Origin of the sequence: Bacillus cereus group sp. N8 (genome assembly GCF_016483685.1) — a bacterium.
GTDB classification, from domain to species: Bacteria; Bacillota; Bacilli; order Bacillales; family Bacillaceae_G; genus Bacillus_A; species Bacillus_A proteolyticus.
Window position 1 is genome coordinate 614,714 of the sequence record NZ_JAEHBK010000001.1, and the last position, 14,735, is coordinate 629,448.

The following is a 14,735-nucleotide window of genomic DNA, read 5'->3' on the forward strand; positions in this document are numbered from 1 at the left end:
TATGGCAGTTTTAGAAATTGTAAAGCATCCAAATGAAGTATTAGAAACACCATGTGAAAGAGTAATTAACTTTGATAAAAAGTTAGTGAAATTGTTAAAAGATATGCATGAAACAATGTTAATTGCAGACGGCGTTGGTTTAGCTGCGCCACAAGTAGGTGTGAGCTTACAAGTTGCTGTTGTTGATATCGATGATGATACGGGTAAAATAGAATTAATAAATCCGGTTATTTTAGAAAAACGTGGTGAACAAGTAGGTCCCGAAGGCTGCTTAAGCTTTCCGGGACTTTATGGTGAAGTGGAGCGTGCAGATTACATTAAAGTGCGTGCGCAAAATCGTCGTGGGAAAATATTCTTATTAGAAGCAAAAGACTTCTTAGCACGTGCGATTCAGCATGAAATCGATCATTTACATGGTGTTTTATTTACATCTAAAGTGACGAGATATTATGAAGAAAACGAATTAGAATAGGTGTTAAAAGGAGCGGTTTTTGAATGATAAAAGTAGTATTTATGGGAACACCGGACTTTTCTGTACCGGTGCTTCGTCGTCTTATCGAGGATGGATATGACGTAGTGGGTGTTGTAACACAACCTGATCGTCCAGTAGGTAGAAAAAAGGTTTTAACGCCTACTCCAGTTAAAGTTGAAGCGGAGAAACATGGTATTCCGGTGCTACAGCCACTGAAAATTCGTGAAAAAGACGAATATGAAAAAGTATTAGCACTAGAGGCGGACTTAATTGTAACAGCTGCGTTCGGTCAGATTGTACCAAACGAAATTTTAGAAGCACCAAAGTACGGATGTATTAATGTCCATGCATCATTACTTCCAGAGCTTCGCGGTGGTGCGCCGATCCATTATGCGATCATGGAAGGAAAAGAGAAAACAGGCATTACAATTATGTATATGGTAGAAAAATTAGATGCTGGTGATATCTTAACACAAGTAGAAGTGGAAATTGACGAGCGTGAAACGACGGGCTCGTTATTCGATAAGTTAAGTGAAGCAGGTGCACATCTTCTATCTAAAACAGTACCTTTATTAATTCAAGGTAAGCTAGAACCAATTAGACAAAATGAAGATGAAGTAACGTTCGCATATAATATAAAACGTGAGCAAGAGAAAATTGATTGGACAAAAACAGGTGAAGAAGTATACAATCACATTCGCGGATTGAATCCATGGCCAGTTGCTTATACAACTTTAGCAGGACAAGTTGTAAAAGTATGGTGGGGAGAGAAAGTTTCTATGGCAGAGAAAGCTGAACCAGGTACAATAGTAGCTCATGAAGAAGATGGATTTGTTGTTGCAACAGGTAATGAGACAGGTGTTAAAATTACTGAATTACAACCGTCTGGTAAAAAGCGCATGAGTTGTTCACAGTTTTTACGTGGAACAAAACCTGAAATTGGTACGAAGTTAGGAGAAAATGCATGAGACAAAATGTTCGTGAGTTAGCTCTTGATGGTTTAATTCAAGTAGAAAAAAGTGGCGCATATAGCAACTTACTTTTAAATAACCTGATTGAAAAAAGTGCAATTGATAGAAAAGATATCGGCTTATTAACTGAAATTGTATATGGAACAATTCAACGTCGTGACACATTAGACTACTATTTACAACCATTTTTAAGAAAGAAGGTTGAGGCTTGGGTAAGAGTGTTGCTTCGCCTATCTTTATATCAAATGCTATATTTAGACCGAGTTCCAGAAAGAGCGGCTATTCATGAAGCTGTTGAGATTGCGAAACGTCGTGGGCATAAAGGGATTTCAGGCATGGTGAACGGAGTATTACGTTCAATTCAGCGAGAAGGTGTACCATCGTTAGAAGAAATCAAGGATCCGGTAGAACGTCTTGCGATTACAACGAGTCATCCAGCTTGGCTTGTACAAGACTGGGTATCTGAATACGGTTTAGAGACAGCAGGGAAAATGTGTGAAGTAAATATGTTACCACCTGTACCGACAGCGCGTGTGAATGTTGATAAAGTTACGGTGGAAGAAGCGATTGGGCTATTAGCAAACGAGGGTATAGAAGCGAAACGTGGCGATTTGTCAGATGATGCAATTCAAATTGAAAGAGGGAATGTAGCGCATACAGAAGCGTTTAAAAAAGGATTTCTCTCTATTCAAGATGAAAGCTCTATGCTGGTGGCACGTGCTTTAGAACCAAATGAGGGCGATGCGGTCCTTGATAGTTGTGCTGCCCCAGGCGGGAAAACAACGCATATTGCAGAGCGATTAAAGGGAACTGGTAAGGTAATGTCCCTTGATTTACATGCACATAAAGTGCGTTTAATTAGACAACAAGCAGATCGACTTGGTCTAGAAAATGTAGAAACAAAGGTATTAGATGCTAGAAAAGTTCAAGAGCATTTTGAAAATGAAACCTTTGATAAAATATTAGTAGATGCGCCATGTTCAGGATTCGGTGTTATAAGACGTAAACCTGATATTAAGTTAGGGAAAGATAAGGGCGATAGTGAACGATTATCAACGATTCAATTTGCGATATTAGAAAAAATAGCACCATTATTAAAACAAGGTGGTCGCCTTGTTTATAGTACGTGTACAATTGAAAAAATAGAAAATGAACAAGTAATAGAACGGTTTTTACAAGAGCATCCTGAATTTGAGTGGGATACTACGATAAAAGAACGTATGCCAGAAAAATTAAGTAAGTACATTGATGAAGGTCAAGTACAAATTTTACCGCATTATTTTGCAACAGATGGCTTTTATATTGCTTGTTTAAGAAAGAAGGTGTAGCATCATGGAAACAACTGTAAAAAAACAAAAGAAAAATCTAGAAACAAAGAAACCGTCAATTTACTCTTTACAACTTCATGAAATGCAAGATTGGTTAAAGGAACAAGGGGAACCTAAATTCCGTGCAGGGCAAATTTTTGATTGGTTATATAAAAAACGTGTAAAAAATTATGAGGATATGTCAAACCTTTCTAAAGGATTGCGCGATAAATTGTCGAATTCCTTTGATATTACTACTTTAAATACATTAGTAAAACAAACGTCTTCGGATGGAACAATTAAATTCTTATTCCAGTTATACGATGGATACTCTATTGAAACGGTATTAATGCGACATGAATATGGAAATTCGATTTGTGTAACAACACAGGTTGGTTGCCGAATTGGCTGTACGTTCTGTGCTTCTACACTTGGTGGGCTAAAACGAAACCTAGAAGCTGGAGAAATTGTAGCGCAAGTAGTGGAAGTTCAGCGTGCGCTTGATGAAACAGAAGAGCGTGTAAGTTCTCTTGTTGTTATGGGAATTGGAGAGCCGTTTGATAATTACGACAACTTAATGTCATTCTTACGCATTGTAAACCATGAAAAAGGAATTCATATTGGTGCAAGGCATATGACAGTTTCAACAAGTGGAATTGTTCCGAAAATTTATAAGTTCGCTGAAGAAGATATGCAAATCAATTTTGCGATTTCATTGCATTCTGCAAATACAGAGTTACGTTCAAAATTAATGCCGATTAACCGTGCGTATAAGCTACCAGATTTAATGGAAGCTGTTAAATACTATGTAAATAGAACAGGGCGTCGTATTACATTTGAATATGGCTTATTTGGAGGAGAAAATGACCAAGTTGAGCAAGCTGAAGAACTTGCTGCGCTCTTAAAAGGTGTAAAATGTCATGTAAACTTAATTCCGGTAAACTACGTGCCAGAACGTGATTATGTACGTACGCCACGAGAGCAAATTTTCTTATTTGAAAAAACGCTAAAAGATCGTGGAGTGAATGTAACAATTCGCCGTGAACAAGGTCATGATATTGATGCAGCCTGCGGTCAGTTGCGTGCAAAGGAGCGCAAAGAAGAGACGAGGTGACGAGATGAAAGCCGTGTTTCTATCGGATAAAGGGAAAGTTCGTCAACATAATGAAGATAGTGCAGGAGTTTTTCACAATTTAGATGGAAATATTTTAGCGGTAGTAGCAGATGGAATGGGAGGTCATCGAGCTGGCGATGTAGCTAGCTCGATGGCTATTCAATTATTCCATGATTATTGGAAGCAAACGCATAATATGAATGAGCCTAAAAAGGTAGAAAAGTGGTTACATACTAACGTTGGAATTATTAATGAGCGTATATATGCTTACTCTAAGCAGCATGTAGAATGTAATGGCATGGGAACAACGGTTATCGTAGCGATTTGTACACCTAGTTTTGTAACAATAGGTCATATAGGAGATAGTCGTTGTTATATGGTATCAGAGGGAGAAATATCGCTTATAACGGAAGATCACTCACTTGTAAATGAACTTGTTAGGCACGGTGAAATTTCAAAAGAAGATGCAGAATATCACCCGAAAAAGAATGTTCTATTAAGAGCGTTAGGAACAGAAGAGACAGTTGGATTAGATGTTAAAACATTAGTTCTCGAAGAAGATGATCAATTGCTTCTTTGCTCTGATGGATTGTCTAACAAAGTCCCTATGGCTGATATGCAACAAATTTTACAATTGAATGAACAGCTCGAGGCGAAGGGAGAGCATTTCATTCAATTAGCAAATGATCGTGGTGGAGAAGATAATATCACTCTCGTTATTATTGATTATGCGGATTCGGCAAACGAAAGTAGGTGAAGTGCAACGTGCTGATTGGAAAACGCTTAAATGACCGTTATAAGCTGCTGAAAATGATTGGCGGTGGAGGAATGGCCAATGTATATTTAGCTCATGATGAAATACTTGGCCGAGATGTAGCGGTAAAAATATTAAGACTCGACTATTCAAATAATGAAGAGTTTATTAAACGTTTCCATCGAGAAGCGCAATCTGTTACAACGTTGTCGCATCCAAATATTGTGAATATGTATGATGTTGGGGAAGAGGATGGTATATATTATCTTGTAATGGAATATGTACCTGGACGAACATTGAAGCAATACATAATTGATCGAGGGATGTTACCGATAGGAGAAGCTCTTGATATAATGGAGCAGTTAACGTCCGCCATGGCACACGCCCATCATTTTGAGATTGTGCATCGTGATATAAAACCGCACAATATTTTGATTCGAGATGATGGAGTGATAAAAGTCACAGACTTTGGAATTGCGACAGCTACAAGTGCAACAACAATTACGCATACAAATTCGGTGCTCGGTTCTGTACATTATTTATCACCAGAACAAGCACGTGGTGGTATAGCGAATAAACAATCAGATATTTATTCACTTGGCATTGTTATGTTTGAATTGTTAACAGGAAGACAACCGTTTTCGGGTGAATCTGCTGTTGCAATTGCTTTAAAACATTTACAAAATGAAATACCATCTCCAAAAAGATGGAATGAAAATATTCCACAAAGTGTTGAAAATATTATATTAAAGGCAACTGCGAAAGATCCGTTCCATCGATATCAATCTGCTAACGCGATGAAACGGGATATTGAAACAGCGCTATATCCTGAAAGAATAAATGAACAACCATTTTACATACCAGAAGATATGGAAGCAACGAAAGCGATTCCAATTATTCAACAAGAACAATTATTCCAAAATGTGAGTGATGAAACAATTGTGCTAAAAGGAAGTAAAGTGGATGAACAAGTAAGAAAAGAAGAGACCGAATCAGGTAAGAAGAAAAAGCGCAGTAACAAATGGCTGAAGGTTTTAATTACAACATTTTTACTTTTAGCGATAGGGATAACATTAGCACTTACTGTTATTCCAGGCTTCTTTATTCCGAAAGATGTGAAGGTTCCTGATGTGGCTGGTATGAAGTATACGACAGCTGTAAATACATTAGTTGAAAAAGGCTTTGAAGTTACAGAACCTAACATTGTATATACAGATAATGTTGAAGCTGGAAAAGTGATAAAAACAGATCCAATAGCAGGAAGAGTAGTGAAAGAAAGCTCTAAAATTACTATCTATCAATCAGGTGGAAAAAAGAAAAGTAAAATGAGTGACTTCACAGGAAAAGATTTCGAGAGTATAAGAGCTGAGTTAGAAGAAAAATATAAACAGGTTACCGTTAATTTTATTGAAAATGATAAGCCGAAAGGTGAAATCGTAGAGCAAATACCAACGCCTGATCAAATGGTTATAGAGGCAGAACAAGACCTGAAGATTTGGGTAAGTAAAGGACCTTATCAAATTAGGCCAGGTGATTTTTCAGGATGGACTGAAAACAGTGTAAAAGGTTACTTAAATGAAAGAAAGCTTGTTTCTGATATAAAAAGGGAGTATTCAGATACTGTTGAAAAGGGACTTGTTATTTCTCAATTCCCAAAACCTGGGACTCCTTTGAAAGAAGGAGATAAAGTAACAATTGTTATCTCTGATGGTCCGAAGCCCAAAGTGACGAAAACAGTAAAAGTGGATAATATTTCTATCCCATATGAAGCTTCTGCAACAGGTGAGAAAAAACCGCAAACAATAGAAATTTATAAAGAAGATATGCAGCAAAAAATGGATAGACCAGTTGAAACGAGAACGATTACTGAGTCAGCGACTATTTCTTTGGAATTTGTAATTCAAGAAGGTTCAAAGGGGCATTATAAAATTGTTCGAGATGGAGTAACGATTATAGAAAAAGAAGTACCATATCCAGCTCAATAATAATGGATTCCATTCTTGTTTTATAGGGGATGGAATTTGTCCTGCTATCTGTTGGTAGTAAGACTCTCGCCTCAAAATTCGGCTGTAAAGCAGAGAAGATAGGCAGGAATTGACTGCCCGTAAAAGCCCGATTGGTGAGGGCTTTTACTAATCAGAAGGGATCGATAAAACCCCAATGATTAAAGTTTCACTTTATTACTCTTGCCTGTTATCTGTCTATATAATGGATGGTGTAGCAGGCAAAAATATATGATTCAAAAGCTATAAAGGTGATACTATTGTGAATAATATTTTGAATGTGATGGTAGTTTAAATATATTAACTGGGTATATATTTAGTTAGTTTTAAATAATTGTTTAAAGAACTCTAGTCAATTCATTATTAATTACAGTTTCACTTTATACAAAATAAAGGAGAATTATATGCCAGAAGGAAAAATTGTAAAAGCTCTAAGTGGATTTTATTATGTGCAGCATGAAGAAGGAATTACACAGTGTCGCGGGCGTGGTGTATTTAGAAAGAATAAAATTACGCCACTTGTAGGAGACCAAGTCGTTTTTCAAGCAGATAATCCGAGTGAAGGATATGTGTTAGAAGTATTTGATCGAAAAAACGAACTTGTTAGACCTCCTATTGCTAATGTTGATCAAGCGATTCTCGTTTTCTCTGCAGTAGAACCAGATTTTAATCCCGGACTGTTAGATCGATTTTTAGTACAGATTGAATATCATAATATTAAGCCGATTATTTGTATTAGTAAGATGGATTTAGTGGATGAAAAAATGAAGGAAACTGTTGAAGCTTTTGCAAATGATTATCGTGAAATAGGTTATGATGTATTATTTACTTCTATAAATACATCGGAAAGTATCGATATTTTGAAACCATTCTTAGAAGGCTGTGTTTCTGTCGTTGCAGGACAATCTGGTGTTGGAAAATCTTCAATGTTAAACGTTTTACGTCCAGATTTAGAATTGAAAACAAATGATATTTCTTCACATTTAGGGCGCGGGAAACATACGACAAGACACGTGGAATTAATTACAGTGGGGAGCGGGCTTGTTGCGGATACACCTGGTTTTAGTTCGCTTGATTTCATAGATATAGAGGTAGAAGATCTTACATATTGTTTTCCAGAGTTGAAAGAAGCGAGCCAATACTGTAAATTTAGAGGGTGTACACATCTTTCTGAGCCGAAATGCGCGGTGAAAGCTGCGGTTGAAGAAGGAAAGATAACTGAATATCGTTATAAGAATTACAAACAATTCGTAGAAGAAATTAGAGAGAGAAAGCCGAGGTATTAGTCATGATTAAAATTGCACCATCGATTTTATCAGCAGATTTTTCAAAATTAGGGGAAGAAATTAAAGATGTAGAAAAAGGCGGAGCTGATTATATTCACGTCGATGTAATGGATGGGCATTTCGTACCAAATATTACGATTGGACCATTAATTGTAGAAGCTATCCGTCCGATTACATCATTACCATTAGATGTACATTTGATGATTGAAAATCCTGATAACTATATCCCGACTTTCGCAAAAGCGGGTGCAGATATTATTACTGTTCATGTAGAGGCGTGTCCTCATCTACATCGTACAATTCAGTTAATTAAATCTCATGGCATTAAAGCAGGGGTTGTATTAAATCCGCATACGCCAGTATCGGTAATTGAACATGTATTAGAAGATATAGATATGGTATTATTAATGACAGTAAATCCTGGATTTGGTGGACAGAAGTTTATTCATTCTGTATTACCGAAGATTAAAGAAGTTGCAGAAATGGTTAAAGAGCGAAATCTAGAAGTAGAAATTGAAGTTGATGGTGGTGTAAACGCTGAAACGGCAAGACTTTGTGTTGAAGCAGGAGCGAATGTTCTTGTAGCAGGATCAGCAGTATACAATCAAAAAGACCGCGGTGAAGCAATTCGTATAATTCGTGGATAAAGAATGAATGGCCTTTATTCTAGTGAAGCATCTAGTTAATTAAGACTTCACTATTTTATACAGGATAGAGCGAAAAATAAGGAGAAAGGCAATCTACCGAATGGCAGATTGCCTTTTTACAATAGAAGGGGAAGAAAAAATGATTGTTCATATTTTGGCAGGAGGACCTGTAGAATACTGCGCAGATTTTTCTCGATATGAAAATGAAGAAGTAGTGTGGGCGGCGGTTGATAGGGGAGTGTACCGTTTGTTAAAAAGTGGAATCACTCCGGCCGTTGCGTTTGGGGATTACGATTCAGTTACTGAGGATGAGCTAGCATGGATGAGGCAGCAAACAAATGAGTTACATATTGTTCCGCGAGAAAAAGATCAAACAGATTTAGAAATTGCAATTAGCTGGGCTTTAGAACAAAAACCGAAATTAATTCGTATTTTTGGCGCGACTGGTGGAAGACTTGATCATGGTTTGGCAAATATACAAATGCTTTTAAAAGGTTTAGCGGCAGAGATAGAAATGTGTATTGTAGACAATAAAAATGAAATAACAGTAAAAAAAGTTGGTACACATATAATTGAAGAAAATGAAAATTTTCCTTATGTATCTTTTGTACCGGTTACTGAAACAGTTAAAGGTATTACATTACGTGGATTTAAGTACTCTCTTACTAACAAAACAATAGAGTGGGGATCGACACTTTGTATTAGTAATGAACTCATTGTGGAAAAAGGTACTTTTTCATTTACTTCGGGCATATTAATGATGATAAGAAGCACTGATTGAAGAAACAATTTTGCTCCTTGCATCATATAGTAAACAAGTGGAGTAATGGGGATTAGGAGGGAAACCATGAGATTTTATACAATTAAGTTACCTAAATTTCTTGGTGGAATTGTACGTGCGATGTTAAATACCTTCAAAAAAGACTAAAAAAAGCACCTATTACCGGTGCTTTTTCCATTGGTATAATAAAAAAAGAGCCTAGCGGCTCTTTTTTTTATTATTAAACACGTTCGATTTTGCCAGATTTTAATGCTCTAGCAGAAACGTAAACACGTTGAACTTTTCCGTCGATGCGTACGCGAACTTTTTGAAGGTTAGCGCCCCATTTACGTTTTGTAGCGTTCATTGCGTGAGAACGAGAGTTACCAGAACGAGCTTTTCTTCCAGTGATAGCACAAACACGAGCCATTTATATTTCCCTCCCTTGATACCTTACCATACGTAATTTTTCAATGTTAGTCTTTTTTGCGATGCTAAAAACACTACTATAATTTAACACAACTAAAAAGAGAATGCAACACCGTAGAAAAAAGAAATCAAGAAAAATTACTTGACACCATATATCAATGAAGAAAAGCTGAAATCAAGAAAAATTGCTTGACATATTATAGTGGTACATGTTGTATAATAACAATGGACTATTTTGCTCATCATAGAAAAGTGTAGTATAAAACATAAAATATGAGAGTGAAAAGAAAGAACGATGGAATTTTCTTTAAAAAGATTATATGATAGTAACTAAAGTAGTCTAGCTCACTTTCACCATTTATGAAGGGGGAAACGAGATGTCAATTGAAATTAAAACGAAGTACGGTCAAATTGATATTAGTACAGATGTAATTGCAACGATTGCTGGAGGTGCCGCAGTAGATTGCTACGGTATCGTAGGTATGGCATCAAAAAATCAGTTAAAAGATGGATTAACAGACATTTTACGAAAAGAAAATTTCACTAGAGGTGTTATTGTTCGTAAAGATGAAGATGAAGTACATATTGATATGTATATTATTGTGAGCTATGGTACGAAAATTTCAGAAGTAGCACATAACGTGCAGACTAAAGTGAAATATACATTAGATCAAACTGTAGGACTAGCAGTAGATTCTGTAAACATCTACGTACAAGGAGTTAAAGTAATAAACTTGTAATGTGCATTAAGGAGGAAAATCTGTGTCAATTCAAAAAATTGATGGAAAACGTTTATCACAAATGATCATTCAAGGAGCAAATAATTTAACAAATAATGTTCAGCTTGTTGATGCATTAAACGTATTTCCAGTTCCAGATGGCGATACCGGTACAAACATGAACTTATCAATGACTTCAGGCGCACGTGAAGTGAAAGAAAATCCTTCACTGCATGCTGGTAAAGTCGGCGTAAGTTTAGCCAAAGGATTATTAATGGGAGCTCGTGGTAACTCTGGGGTTATTTTATCTCAGTTATTCCGTGGTTTTTCTAAATCCATTGAACAAAAAGAAGAATTAACAACAGTTGATTTTGCTGCAGCTTTAGAAGCTGGAGTAGAGGCAGCTTATAAAGCGGTTATGAAACCAATTGAAGGAACGATTTTAACGGTTGCAAGAGAAACGGGTAAATATGCAGTGACAGTTGCGAAAAAACAGCGCGACTTTGTTTTGTTTATGGAAGACGTTGTAAAAGAAGCGAATGCATCGTTAAATCGTACGCCAGATTTATTACCTGTATTAAAACAAGTTGGCGTTGTAGATAGCGGTGGTAAAGGTCTTGTCGTTGTATATGAAGGATTTTTAGCTGACTTAAAAGGAGAAACGATTTCTTCTAATGTGCAGACGCAACCATCTATGAATGACATGGTACGCGCAGAACATCACCGTAGTGTACAAAGCCAATTGAGTACAGAAGATATTAAGTATGGATATTGTACGGAATTCATGGTGAAATTAGAGCCTGAAAAAATGAAGGAACATAATTTCTCTGAACAAAAATTCCGTGAAGATATTAGTGTGTACGGAGATTCGCTACTTGTTGTATCAGATGATGAGGTTGTTAAGGTTCATATTCATGCGGAACACCCTGGAGATCCTATGAACTATGGACAGCGCTACGGTAGTCTAATTAAGATTAAAGTAGAAAATATGCGTGAACAGCATACGGCTTTATTAGATGAACCTACTATGGTGCCTGAACAAACGAATCAACCAAAAGAGAAACAACCGTATGGTATTGTGACTGTAGCTATGGGATCTGGTATTAAAACTTTATTTGAGAGCATTGGCGCAACGAAAGTTATCGAAGGTGGCCAAACGATGAATCCGAGTACGGAGGATATCGTGAAGGCGATTGAAGAGGCGAATGCTGAAAAGATCATTATTTTACCGAATAACGGAAATATCGTAATGGCAGCAGAACAAGCAGCTTCAGTAGTAAATCAAGAAGTTATTGTTGTTCGTTCGAAAACAGTTCCTCAAGGTATGGCTGCAATGTTAGCATTTAATCCAGTTGGAACGTTAGAAGAGAATAAAGAAAACATGAACGAAGCTTTATCTCATGTGAAAACAGGTCAAATTACGTATGCTGTTCGTGATACGGAAATTGACGGTGTGGCAATTCAAAAAGATGATTTCATGTGTATTGCAGATGGAAAAATCGTATCAACAAACGCTGAAAAAGTAGGAGCTGCGAAGCAATTACTAGAAGCACTAATTGATGAGGATTCTGAAATCGTAACGATTCTACAAGGTGAAGATGCAACAGACGAAGAAGTGGCTGAATTAGTTGCGTTTGTTGAAGAGAACTTTGAAGATGCAGAAGTAGAAGTACATGCAGGGAACCAACCGGTGTACTCTTTCATCTTCTCTGTAGAATAAGAAAAGATTCGTTTTAAAAATAAATGGATTACTTACTTGCTAATGGATGAAAAGTAGTGATATGAAATTTATTACTAGTTTTTATTCAAAGGGCTAGCATATTGATGATAGAAAAGAGCCTTGCTGCTAATAGTGAGGCTCTTTTCTTACGTGTTGTATATCTTTGTTTTGTCCCGCTATTTGTGGGTAGTAAAATTTCCACCCCTAAATTCGGCTGGAGCAAAGAAGTTAGGGGGGAGATTAACTGCCCGTAAAAGCCCGATCGGTGAGGGCTAATAATTAGTGGGGGATGAACAAAACCCCCACTGATTATAGTTTCACTTTATATAGAGGGATTAGAGTAGTTTCTCTTAGAATGCCTATGATAGAATATATAGGGTGAAAGAGAGCGATTATAGATGTCGATGATGTTAATAGAGAATCAATAGAATGAATCGAAGAAAATAATGTGACGGAGCGTGAGAATCTTGAATGAAGTTGTACAAGTTCCTGTTACGGATGTAAAGGGAATCGGAGGAGAAACATCTGAGTTATTACACGAGATGGGAATTTATACAGTTTCTCATCTATTAGAACATTTTCCGTACCGTTATGAAGACTATGCGATGAAAGATCTTGCTGAAGTAAAGCATGATGAGCGTGTGACGGTTGAAGGGAAAGTTCATAGTGCTCCTTTACTTCAATATTATGGAAAGAAAAAGTCGCGTCTTACAGTTCGTGTTCTTGTTGGGCGTTATTTAATTACAGCCGTATGTTTTAATAGACCATATTATAAACAAAAGTTAAAGCTCGATGAAACGGTAACGATTACTGGTAAATGGGATCAGCATCGCCAAACGATCGCTGTATCAGAACTTCATTTTGGACCGGTTGTGCGTCAACAAGAAGTAGAGCCAGTATATTCAGTGAAAGGGAAATTGACAGTAAAGCAGATGCGCCGTTTTATTGCCCAGGCTTTAAAGGAATATGGAGACTCTATAATTGAAGTGTTACCTGACGGTTTGTTAAGTAGGTATAAATTATTACCACGTTATGAAGCGCTCAGGGCGTTACATTTTCCAGTGGGACAGGAAGACTTAAAGCAAGCGCGGCGCCGTTTTGTATATGAGGAGTTTTTCTTGTTCCAGTTGAAAATGCAAACATTGCGGAAAATGGAAAGGGAAAATTCAAAGGGCACGAAAAAAGAAATTTCGTCAGTAGAATTGCAAGAGTTTACTGATGCACTTCCGTTTCCGTTAACTGGCGCACAAAGCCGGGTTGTAGATGAAATAATGAAAGATATGACATCTCCCTATCGCATGAATCGATTATTGCAAGGGGATGTAGGATCTGGAAAAACAGTTGTTGCTGCGATTGCCCTTTATGGAGCAAAATTAGCTCATTATCAAGGTGCTATGATGGTTCCTACGGAAATTTTAGCTGAACAACATTATCAGTCGCTCGCTGAGACGTTTTCATATTTCGGTATGAAGGTTGAACTGCTAACGAGTTCTGTTAAAGGTGCGAGACGACGAGAAATTTTGGCGAGATTAGAGCAAGGGGAAGTAGATATCCTTGTTGGGACGCACGCTTTAATTCAAGATGAAGTTATATTTCATAGATTAGGTCTTGTTATTACTGATGAACAGCATCGATTTGGTGTAGCGCAGCGCCGGGTTTTACGTGAGAAAGGTGAAAGTCCAGATGTGTTGTTTATGACGGCGACCCCAATCCCTCGTACGTTAGCTATCACTGCATTTGGAGAGATGGACGTTTCTATTATCGATGAAATGCCGGCTGGTAGAAAGGTGATCGAAACGTATTGGGCAAAACATGATATGTTAGATCGCGTTCTCGGTTTTGTGGAGAAAGAGATAAAAAAAGGAAGACAGGCATATGTTATTTGTCCTCTAATTGAAGAGTCTGAGAAACTTGACGTACAAAATGCTATCGACTTACATAGTATGCTGACTCACCATTATCAAGGGAAATGCCAAGTTGGATTAATGCATGGGAGACTATCATCTCAAGAAAAAGAAGAGATAATGGGACAGTTTAGTGAAAATAAAGTGCAAATTCTTGTATCGACAACAGTTGTTGAAGTAGGTGTGAATGTACCGAATGCGACTGTTATGGTTATTTATGACGCGGAGCGTTTCGGTTTATCGCAGCTTCATCAGCTCAGGGGGCGCGTTGGGCGTGGTAGTGAACAATCGTATTGTTTATTAATTGCGGACCCGAAATCGGAAACGGGAAAAGAAAGAATGCGCATTATGACTGAAACAAATGATGGATTTGTATTGTCAGAAAAAGATTTAGAGTTACGAGGTCCTGGAGATTTCTTTGGAAGTAAGCAAAGTGGTCTACCAGAGTTTAAGGTTGCTGATATGGTACATGATTATCGAGCGTTAGAAACAGCGAGACAAGATGCGGCGATACTAGTTGATTCAGAAGCGTTTTGGCATAATGATCAGTATGCTTCGTTGCGTACTTATCTTGATGGAACAGGTGTGTTCCAGGGAGAGAAGCTCGACTAAGAGTGGTCTGCAAAAGTTTTTGTTGCATTCTACTTTT

At 37.3% G+C, this 14,735-nt stretch carries 14 protein-coding genes; 13 read left to right on the plus strand and 1 reads right to left on the minus strand.

Annotation, left to right across the window (positions count from 1 at the left end; translation table 11 throughout):
• The first annotated feature begins 1 nt into the window (after position 1).
• From def to spoVM, 10 genes are all read left to right on the plus strand, one after another.
• Complete coding sequence (gene def / locus JDS80_RS03330; RefSeq protein ID WP_000279466.1) at positions 2–472, plus strand: peptide deformylase; 471 nt, start codon at positions 2–4, stop codon at positions 470–472.
• Positions 473–495: 23 nt separating this feature from the next.
• Positions 496–1,440 (plus strand): methionyl-tRNA formyltransferase, encoded by a 945-nt coding sequence (fmt, locus tag JDS80_RS03335; RefSeq protein WP_071746808.1) that lies wholly within the window; start codon positions 496–498, stop codon positions 1,438–1,440.
• Positions 1,437–2,771, plus strand: coding sequence for a 16S rRNA (cytosine(967)-C(5))-methyltransferase RsmB (gene rsmB / locus JDS80_RS03340; RefSeq protein ID WP_199637084.1), 1,335 nt, complete (start codon positions 1,437–1,439; stop codon positions 2,769–2,771). Before fmt ends, rsmB begins: the two co-directional genes overlap by 4 nt.
• A gap of 4 nt (positions 2,772–2,775) precedes the next feature.
• A complete protein-coding gene (gene rlmN / locus JDS80_RS03345; RefSeq protein ID WP_000450535.1) occupies positions 2,776–3,864 on the plus strand; it encodes a dual-specificity RNA methyltransferase RlmN in 1,089 nt (362 codons plus the stop codon).
• Positions 3,865–3,868: 4 nt separating this feature from the next.
• Positions 3,869–4,621 carry a Stp1/IreP family PP2C-type Ser/Thr phosphatase gene (locus JDS80_RS03350; protein WP_000648692.1) on the plus strand — a complete coding sequence of 251 codons (753 nt, stop codon included), beginning with the start codon at positions 3,869–3,871 and terminating at the stop codon, positions 4,619–4,621.
• Between the two features lie 8 nt (positions 4,622–4,629).
• Positions 4,630–6,603, plus strand: a complete 1,974-nt coding sequence (pknB, locus tag JDS80_RS03355) for a Stk1 family PASTA domain-containing Ser/Thr kinase (protein WP_098888658.1) — start codon at positions 4,630–4,632, stop codon at positions 6,601–6,603.
• Positions 6,604–7,025: 422 nt separating this feature from the next.
• Positions 7,026–7,907 (plus strand): ribosome small subunit-dependent GTPase A, encoded by an 882-nt coding sequence (gene rsgA, locus JDS80_RS03360; protein WP_001113940.1) that lies wholly within the window; start codon positions 7,026–7,028, stop codon positions 7,905–7,907.
• 2 nt (positions 7,908–7,909) lie between these two features.
• Entirely contained in the window at positions 7,910–8,554 is a 645-nt protein-coding gene (gene rpe, locus JDS80_RS03365; RefSeq protein ID WP_000589964.1) for a ribulose-phosphate 3-epimerase, read from the plus strand.
• 100 nt (positions 8,555–8,654) lie between these two features.
• Complete coding sequence (locus JDS80_RS03370; protein ID WP_071746804.1) at positions 8,655–9,335, plus strand: thiamine diphosphokinase; 681 nt, start codon at positions 8,655–8,657, stop codon at positions 9,333–9,335.
• 66 nt (positions 9,336–9,401) lie between these two features.
• Positions 9,402–9,482, plus strand: coding sequence for a stage V sporulation protein SpoVM (gene spoVM, locus JDS80_RS03375; protein ID WP_001213599.1), 81 nt, complete (start codon positions 9,402–9,404; stop codon positions 9,480–9,482).
• Between the two features lie 73 nt (positions 9,483–9,555).
• Here the strand turns inward: spoVM and rpmB are convergent, their stop codons facing one another.
• Positions 9,556–9,744 (minus strand): 50S ribosomal protein L28, encoded by a 189-nt coding sequence (rpmB, locus tag JDS80_RS03380; protein WP_000124776.1) that lies wholly within the window; start codon positions 9,742–9,744, stop codon positions 9,556–9,558.
• Positions 9,745–10,120: 376 nt separating this feature from the next.
• Here rpmB and JDS80_RS03385 point away from each other — a divergent pair, with 376 nt between their 5' ends.
• The 3 genes from JDS80_RS03385 to recG all read left to right on the plus strand — a co-directional run bounded on the left by JDS80_RS03385 (position 10,121) and on the right by recG (position 14,698).
• Positions 10,121–10,483, plus strand: coding sequence for an Asp23/Gls24 family envelope stress response protein (locus JDS80_RS03385; protein WP_000021109.1), 363 nt, complete (start codon positions 10,121–10,123; stop codon positions 10,481–10,483).
• Positions 10,484–10,505: 22 nt separating this feature from the next.
• On the plus strand, positions 10,506–12,182 hold the full coding sequence (locus JDS80_RS03390; protein ID WP_199637086.1) for a DAK2 domain-containing protein: 1,677 nt from the start codon (positions 10,506–10,508) through the stop codon (positions 12,180–12,182).
• A gap of 467 nt (positions 12,183–12,649) precedes the next feature.
• Positions 12,650–14,698 (plus strand): ATP-dependent DNA helicase RecG, encoded by a 2,049-nt coding sequence (gene recG, locus JDS80_RS03395; protein WP_199637088.1) that lies wholly within the window; start codon positions 12,650–12,652, stop codon positions 14,696–14,698.
• Positions 14,699–14,735: the final 37 nt, after the last annotated feature.

Coding starts and splice junctions, on each gene's coding strand:
- def (WP_000279466.1), top strand. CDS start 2: ATGGCAGTTTTAGAAATTGTAAAGCATCCAAATGAAGTATTAGAAACA.
- fmt (WP_071746808.1), top strand. CDS start 496: ATGATAAAAGTAGTATTTATGGGAACACCGGACTTTTCTGTACCGGTG.
- rsmB (WP_199637084.1), top strand. CDS start 1,437: ATGAGACAAAATGTTCGTGAGTTAGCTCTTGATGGTTTAATTCAAGTA.
- rlmN (WP_000450535.1), top strand. CDS start 2,776: ATGGAAACAACTGTAAAAAAACAAAAGAAAAATCTAGAAACAAAGAAA.
- JDS80_RS03350 (WP_000648692.1), top strand. CDS start 3,869: ATGAAAGCCGTGTTTCTATCGGATAAAGGGAAAGTTCGTCAACATAAT.
- rsgA (WP_001113940.1), top strand. CDS start 7,026: ATGCCAGAAGGAAAAATTGTAAAAGCTCTAAGTGGATTTTATTATGTG.
- rpe (WP_000589964.1), top strand. CDS start 7,910: ATGATTAAAATTGCACCATCGATTTTATCAGCAGATTTTTCAAAATTA.
- JDS80_RS03370 (WP_071746804.1), top strand. CDS start 8,655: ATGGCAGATTGCCTTTTTACAATAGAAGGGGAAGAAAAAATGATTGTT.
- spoVM (WP_001213599.1), top strand. CDS start 9,402: ATGAGATTTTATACAATTAAGTTACCTAAATTTCTTGGTGGAATTGTA.
- rpmB (WP_000124776.1), bottom strand. CDS start 9,744: ATGGCTCGTGTTTGTGCTATCACTGGAAGAAAAGCTCGTTCTGGTAAC.
- JDS80_RS03385 (WP_000021109.1), top strand. CDS start 10,121: ATGTCAATTGAAATTAAAACGAAGTACGGTCAAATTGATATTAGTACA.